4 protein-coding genes are annotated in these 5170 nt (G+C 73.7%); 1 reads left to right on the top strand and 3 read right to left on the bottom strand.

Translation table 11 applies throughout. The features are described 5' to 3' along the window. Positions 1 to 1925: M28 family peptidase (locus ACFU74_RS35935; RefSeq protein ID WP_380764332.1), on the top strand; the 1925-nt coding region annotated here is incomplete at its 5' end. Between the two features lie 82 nt (positions 1926 to 2007). On the opposite strand, the gene ACFU74_RS35930 is transcribed toward ACFU74_RS35935, so the two are convergent. The 3 genes from ACFU74_RS35930 to ACFU74_RS35920 are packed head-to-tail and all read right to left on the bottom strand — an operon-like array spanning position 2008 to position 5137. Then, positions 2008 to 3351, bottom strand: coding sequence for an MFS transporter (locus tag ACFU74_RS35930; protein ID WP_380764331.1), 1344 nt, complete (start codon positions 3349 to 3351; stop codon positions 2008 to 2010). After that, positions 3348 to 3863 (bottom strand): hypothetical protein, encoded by a 516-nt coding sequence (locus ACFU74_RS35925; RefSeq protein WP_380764330.1) that lies wholly within the window; start codon positions 3861 to 3863, stop codon positions 3348 to 3350. Before ACFU74_RS35925 ends, ACFU74_RS35930 begins: the two co-directional genes overlap by 4 nt. Then, positions 3860 to 5137, bottom strand: a complete 1278-nt coding sequence (locus tag ACFU74_RS35920; RefSeq protein WP_380764333.1) for a hypothetical protein — start codon at positions 5135 to 5137, stop codon at positions 3860 to 3862. Before ACFU74_RS35920 ends, ACFU74_RS35925 begins: the two co-directional genes overlap by 4 nt. Between the last annotated feature and the right edge of the window lie 33 nt (positions 5138 to 5170).

The raw sequence follows: 5170 nt of genomic DNA, 5'->3' as shown, positions 1-5170 counted from the left end.
ACCACTGGTTCTACCTGCTCGCCGAGGGCTCCAACCCGGGCGGCGGCAAGCCCACCAGCCCGACCTGCAACAACTCCACCGTCACCGGCATCGGCGCCAAGGACGCGGGCCGGATCTTCTACGGCGGCATGCTGCTCAAGACCAGCGGCATGACCCACAAGAAGTACCGGACCACCACCCTGACCGCGGCCAAGAACCTCGACCCGAGCTGCACCCTGTGGAACCGCACCAAGGCCGCCTGGGACGCCATCAGCGTCCCCGCGCAGCCCGGTGACCCGACCTGCACCGACGGCGGCCAGAACAACGAGTTCTCGCTCTCGCTGAACCCGTCGGCCGGTCAGGTCCAGCCCGGCTCCTCCGCCACCGCGACGGTCAACACCGCCGTCACCTCGGGCAACGCGCAGTCGGTCAACCTGAGCGCCTCCGGCGCCCCGAGCGGCGCGAGCGTCAGCTTCAGCCCGTCCTCGGTGCAGACCGGCGCGTCCTCCACGATGACCGTCTCCACCAGCGCGAACACCGCGCCGGGCAGCTACGTCATCACGGTCACCGCCACCGGCCAGGTCACCCACACCGCGCAGTACACGCTGACGGTCGGCGGTGGCAACCCGGGCGGCAGCGCCCCTGACATCAGCGTCGCCAACGTCCAGGCGCACCTGAGCCAGTTCAACACCATCGCCTCGCAGAACGGCGGCAACCGGCGCACCGGCACGGCCGGGTACAGCCAGTCGCTCGCCTACGTGAAGGCCAAGCTCCAGGCGGCCGGCTACCAGGTCTCCGAGCAGACCTGCACCACCTGCACCTACCAGGCGAACAACCTGATCGCCGACTGGCCGGGCGGCCCCGCCGACCAGGTCACCATGTTCGGCGCGCACCTGGACGGCGTCAGCGCCGGCCCGGGCATCAACGACAACGGCTCCGGCTCGGCCGTGCTGCTGGAGAACGCGCTGGCCCTGGCCCAGGCGAACCCGACCCTGACCCGCCACGTGCGGTTCGCCTGGTGGACCGGCGAGGAGCAGGGCCTGCAGGGCTCCAAGCACTACGTCAGCCAGCTGAGCTCGACCGCCCGCAGCGCGATCAAGGGCTACTACAACTTCGACATGGTCGGCTCGACCAACGGCGGCTACTTCATCAACAACCTCAACTCCGCCACCTCGGCGCCGATGAAGGCGTACTGGGACTCGCTGAACCTCCGTCCGGAGGAGAACGTCGAGGGCCAGGGCCGCTCGGACGACGCCTCGTTCCAGTCGGCCGGCATCCCGACCTCGGGCTACGCGGCGGGCGCCAGCGCCACCAAGACCTCGGCCCAGGCGACGAAGTGGGGCGGCACGGCGGGTCGCGCCTACGACTCCTGCTACCACTCCGCCTGCGACACCACCAGCAACATCAACGCCACGGTGCTGGACCGCAGCGCCGACGGTGTCGCCTACACCCTGTGGAAGACCTCGGTGGGCAGCGGCCCGATCCCGACCAACGACTTCTCGGTCGCCGTCAACCCGGCCACCGGCAACGTCAAGCCGGGCGAGTCCGCCACCGCCACGGTGAGCACCCAGACCACCTCCGGCTCCGCCCAGACGGTGAGCCTCTCCGTCTCCGGCGCGCCGGCCGGGGTGACCGCCACGGTCAGCCCGTCCTCGGTCCAGTCCGGCGGCTCCGCGACGCTCTCCGTCTCGGTCGGCGCGTCGGTCCCGAACGGGACGTACAACCTGACCGTGACCGGTACCGGTTCGGTCAGCCACACCAGCAGCTACTCGCTCGTGGTCAGCTCCGACCCGGGCCCCGGTGGCGGCAGCTGGACCCCCGGCACCACGTACCAGCAGGGTGACGTCGTCACCTACAACGGTGCCAGCTACCGGTGCCTCCAGGGCCACACGGCCCAGGTGGGCTGGGAGCCCAACATCGTCCCGGCCCTCTGGCAGGCGATCTGAGCGGACCGGATCGTCTCCGGGACGGGATAAGGGCGGTGCCGCGGTTCGTCGAGGGGGACGGACCGCGGCACCGCCGCATTTCTCAGCGCCGGGCAGCACCGGGCGCGGACACCGGCCCGCCGGCCGCCGCCGCGCGCGACGGACGGGCGGCCCACAGCGCCACCGGGGTGACGAGCAGGGCCACCAGGGCGCAGCCCACGGCCAGCGTGCCGTAGCCGCCGGCCGCCACCACCGGGCCGGAGAGCAGGCCGCCGGTGCAGCCCGCGACCGAGAGCCCCACATCGGCCAGGCCCTGGGTGGCGGCGCCGCGCGCGGGCGGCGCGGCGGCGGTCACCACGGCGGTCCCGCCGACCAGGCCCAGGTTCCAGCCGACGCCGGCCAGCAGCAGGCCCGCCGCGACCAACGGCACCGAGTCCCCCGGGGCGAGGCCGACCAGCAGGGCGGCGGCGGCGAGCGTGACGCCGGCGACGGCGGCCACCGGCAGCGCGCCCCAGCGGTCGACCAGCAGGCCGCTGAGCGGGGACGGCAGGAACATCGCGCCGATGTGCAGCGAGACCACCAGGCCGATCGCGGCGGTGCCGTGGCCGTTGGCGGCCAGGTGGACCGGGATCATCGCCATCAGGGCGACCTTCGGCAGCTGGCCCAGCACCATGATCCACAGACCGGTCGCCACGCCGGGCGTCCGGACCGGGTCCCGGACCGCACGGCCGACCGGTTCGGCCGGTCCGCCCGGTTCCGCCTCGGGCGCCGGGTCCTTCGGCACCGCGGGCGGCGGCGTCAGGGCGCGGGCCGAGCGGAGCGGATCGGGCCGCAGCAGGGAACCGACCACCACGGCCGCCACCGCGTACCCGACGGCGGCCAGCACGAACGGCGCGGCCGTCCGCGGCAGCCCCCACTCCTCGGCCGGCCCGCCGACCAGGGACACCAGATTGGGCCCGGCGACCGCGCCGAAGGTGGAGGCGAGCAGGACCCGGCTGACGTCCCTGCCGCGCCGCTGCGGGGCGGCCAGATCGGCGCCCGCGTACCGGGCGAGCAGGTTGGTGGCGGTGCCGGCGCCGTAGACCAGCAGTGCGGGCAGCAGCAGGGCCACCTGGTCGGCGGCCACCGCGACCACCACCCCGACGCTGCCCAGGGCGCCGACCGCGTACCCGAGGCCGAGGCCCGGCCGGCGCCCCCAGGCCTGGCAGAGCCGCCCGAGGCCCAGCGCGCCGAGCATCGACCCGCCGGTGAACAGGGCGGTGGGCAGGCCCGCCAGCCCGGTCGAGCCGAGCATCTCCTCGGCGATCAGCGATCCCACCACGACGCCCGCGGTGAGCCCGATCCCGCTCACCAGCTGGGAGGCCACCAGTACGGCCAGCACCCGTCGCTGCGCCGGGTGTTCGGGCGGGTGCCCGGGCCCGGCGGCGACCTGCGGGGAGACCGTCATGCCGCCGCCGTCGGGCGCAGCGCCGAGATCTCCTCCAGCGACATGTCCAGCTCCTCGTGGAGGTAGCGGACGATCGTCCAGTGTGCCAGCGCCCCCTCGTCGAAGGGGCCGAACTCCCGGCAGTAGAGCGGGATCCAGCGCAGCGCCTGCTCGGCGGCCGCCTCCCGGCCGGGCTCCTCCTGGTACGCCTCGTACGGGATGCCGCGGTGGTGGACGAAGAACCGGCCCGGCAGGCGCTCCTCGCACAGGGCGCGGTACTCGCGGGTCTGCAGGATGAGGTAGTGCCAGATCTCGTCGATGTCCTGCTCGACCGGCAGGAAGAGGCCGGCGAGCTCCTCGCGGTGGCTTGAGACCAGGTAGAGGTAGCGCAGGCACTCGGTGACCTGCCGCTCGGCGTCGGCCGGCGTGACGCCGGTGCGCGCGGCGGTGTAGGCCACCACCTCGCCGTGGAGTTCCTCGCCGAGCAGGGCCCTGAGGTCCTCGGCGGTGACGCGGGGCCGGTCGGCGGTCATCGGGTGCCTCCGTGGCTGTCCCCGTCGGCCGGGGGCGGGGTCGTGGCGAGCCAGGCGTACTTGCCCGAGGCGCCGATCGGCAGGTGCTCGTGGTGCTCGACCCGGCACGGCCGTCCGGTCAGCCGTCCGGCCTCACCCGCCAGGGCGTCCGCCTCGGCCGCCGTCAACGGGGCGCCGTCGAAGGTGGTGCAGCGCAGTACGGCGTCCTCCCCCGGGCCCGTCACGTCGAGTCGGTGGAGGAAGGTCCGGGGCGTGACCGCGCCGACCGCCTCGTCGAGGTCGCCCTGGGCGACCGGGCCCCCGGGGGTGGCGAGCAGTTCCTTCTCCCGGCCGCAGAACCGGGCGATGCGGCCGGGGTCCGTGCTGCCGTCCAGGGTGCGGACGCAGTCGCCGGAGCGGTAGCGGACCAGCGGCATCCAGGGGTTGCGGACGCTGGTGACGATCAGGCTGTGGATCCCGCTGCCCGGGGCGACGGGGAGGAGTTCGACGCTCATCCCGTCGAGGAAGGGCCGGTACCGGCCGCTGCGGTCGCTGTAGTAGAGGTAGCCGAGTTCGGTGCTGCCGAACAGGTCGACGATCGGGCAGTCGAAGTGCTCGCGCAGGTACCGGGCGACGTTCACGGGGGTGTACTCGTAGGCGTGCACGATGCTGGCCGGCTGCGGGAAGTCGGCCCACAGGCCCCAGGCCCGGACCTTGCGCACCAGGTGCGCGAGGTGGGAGGAGGAGCAGTCGAGGTGGTAGCGGCCGTCCGGGTGCGCCCCGGCGGCCGCCCGGATCTCGGCGAGCATGCGCTCGACGTCCGCCCGCCGCCAGTGGCCGGGGTCGAGGCGGAGGTTGAGGTAGCGGGTGCGGTCGTCCAGCCGGCGGTCCTCCGGCGACGGTTCGGCGGCCGGCTCCTCGCCCCGCTTGCGGGCGTTGACGCGTGCCACGTGCTCGGTCGCCAGGACGGTGGTCAGGGAGACCCTCGGACAGCCCTCCGCCCAGGTGCCGGAGATGTCGGGGTGCTCGCTCCACAGCCGGTAATAGGACTTCAGCAGGAAGTACGGCGGCCGGATGATCTGCATGCGGGCGTGGTTGGTGCCGGTGGAGAGCACCATCTCCGCGTCGCCCGCGGCGAGGGCCGCGGCGAGGCCGGGCGTCATCCAGTTGTCCGGGAATCCGCGGGCGATCTCGGGTTTCTCCAGAACGGGGAAGTACCCCCGTTCGATCGAGTCGCGGTAGAGGGGAATGTCCTTGATCCGGTCGACCACGTCGGCGGTCGGCTGGCCGTTCACTGTCACCTCCGGTCGGTGGGGCCCGGGCCGGCC

This window comes from Kitasatospora sp. NPDC057500 (assembly GCF_042802195.1).
Lineage (GTDB): Bacteria > Actinomycetota > Actinomycetes > Streptomycetales > Streptomycetaceae > Kitasatospora.
Note: the sequence above shows the minus strand (reverse complement) of the source record. Positions and strands in the feature narration are given on the sequence as shown.

Bases quoted from the DNA above. Each gene is read 5' to 3' on its own strand.
- ACFU74_RS35930 (WP_380764331.1), bottom strand. From the start codon at position 3,351: ATGACGGTCTCCCCGCAGGTCGCCGCCGGGCCCGGGCACCCGCCCGAA.
- ACFU74_RS35925 (WP_380764330.1), bottom strand. From the start codon at position 3,863: ATGACCGCCGACCGGCCCCGCGTCACCGCCGAGGACCTCAGGGCCCTG.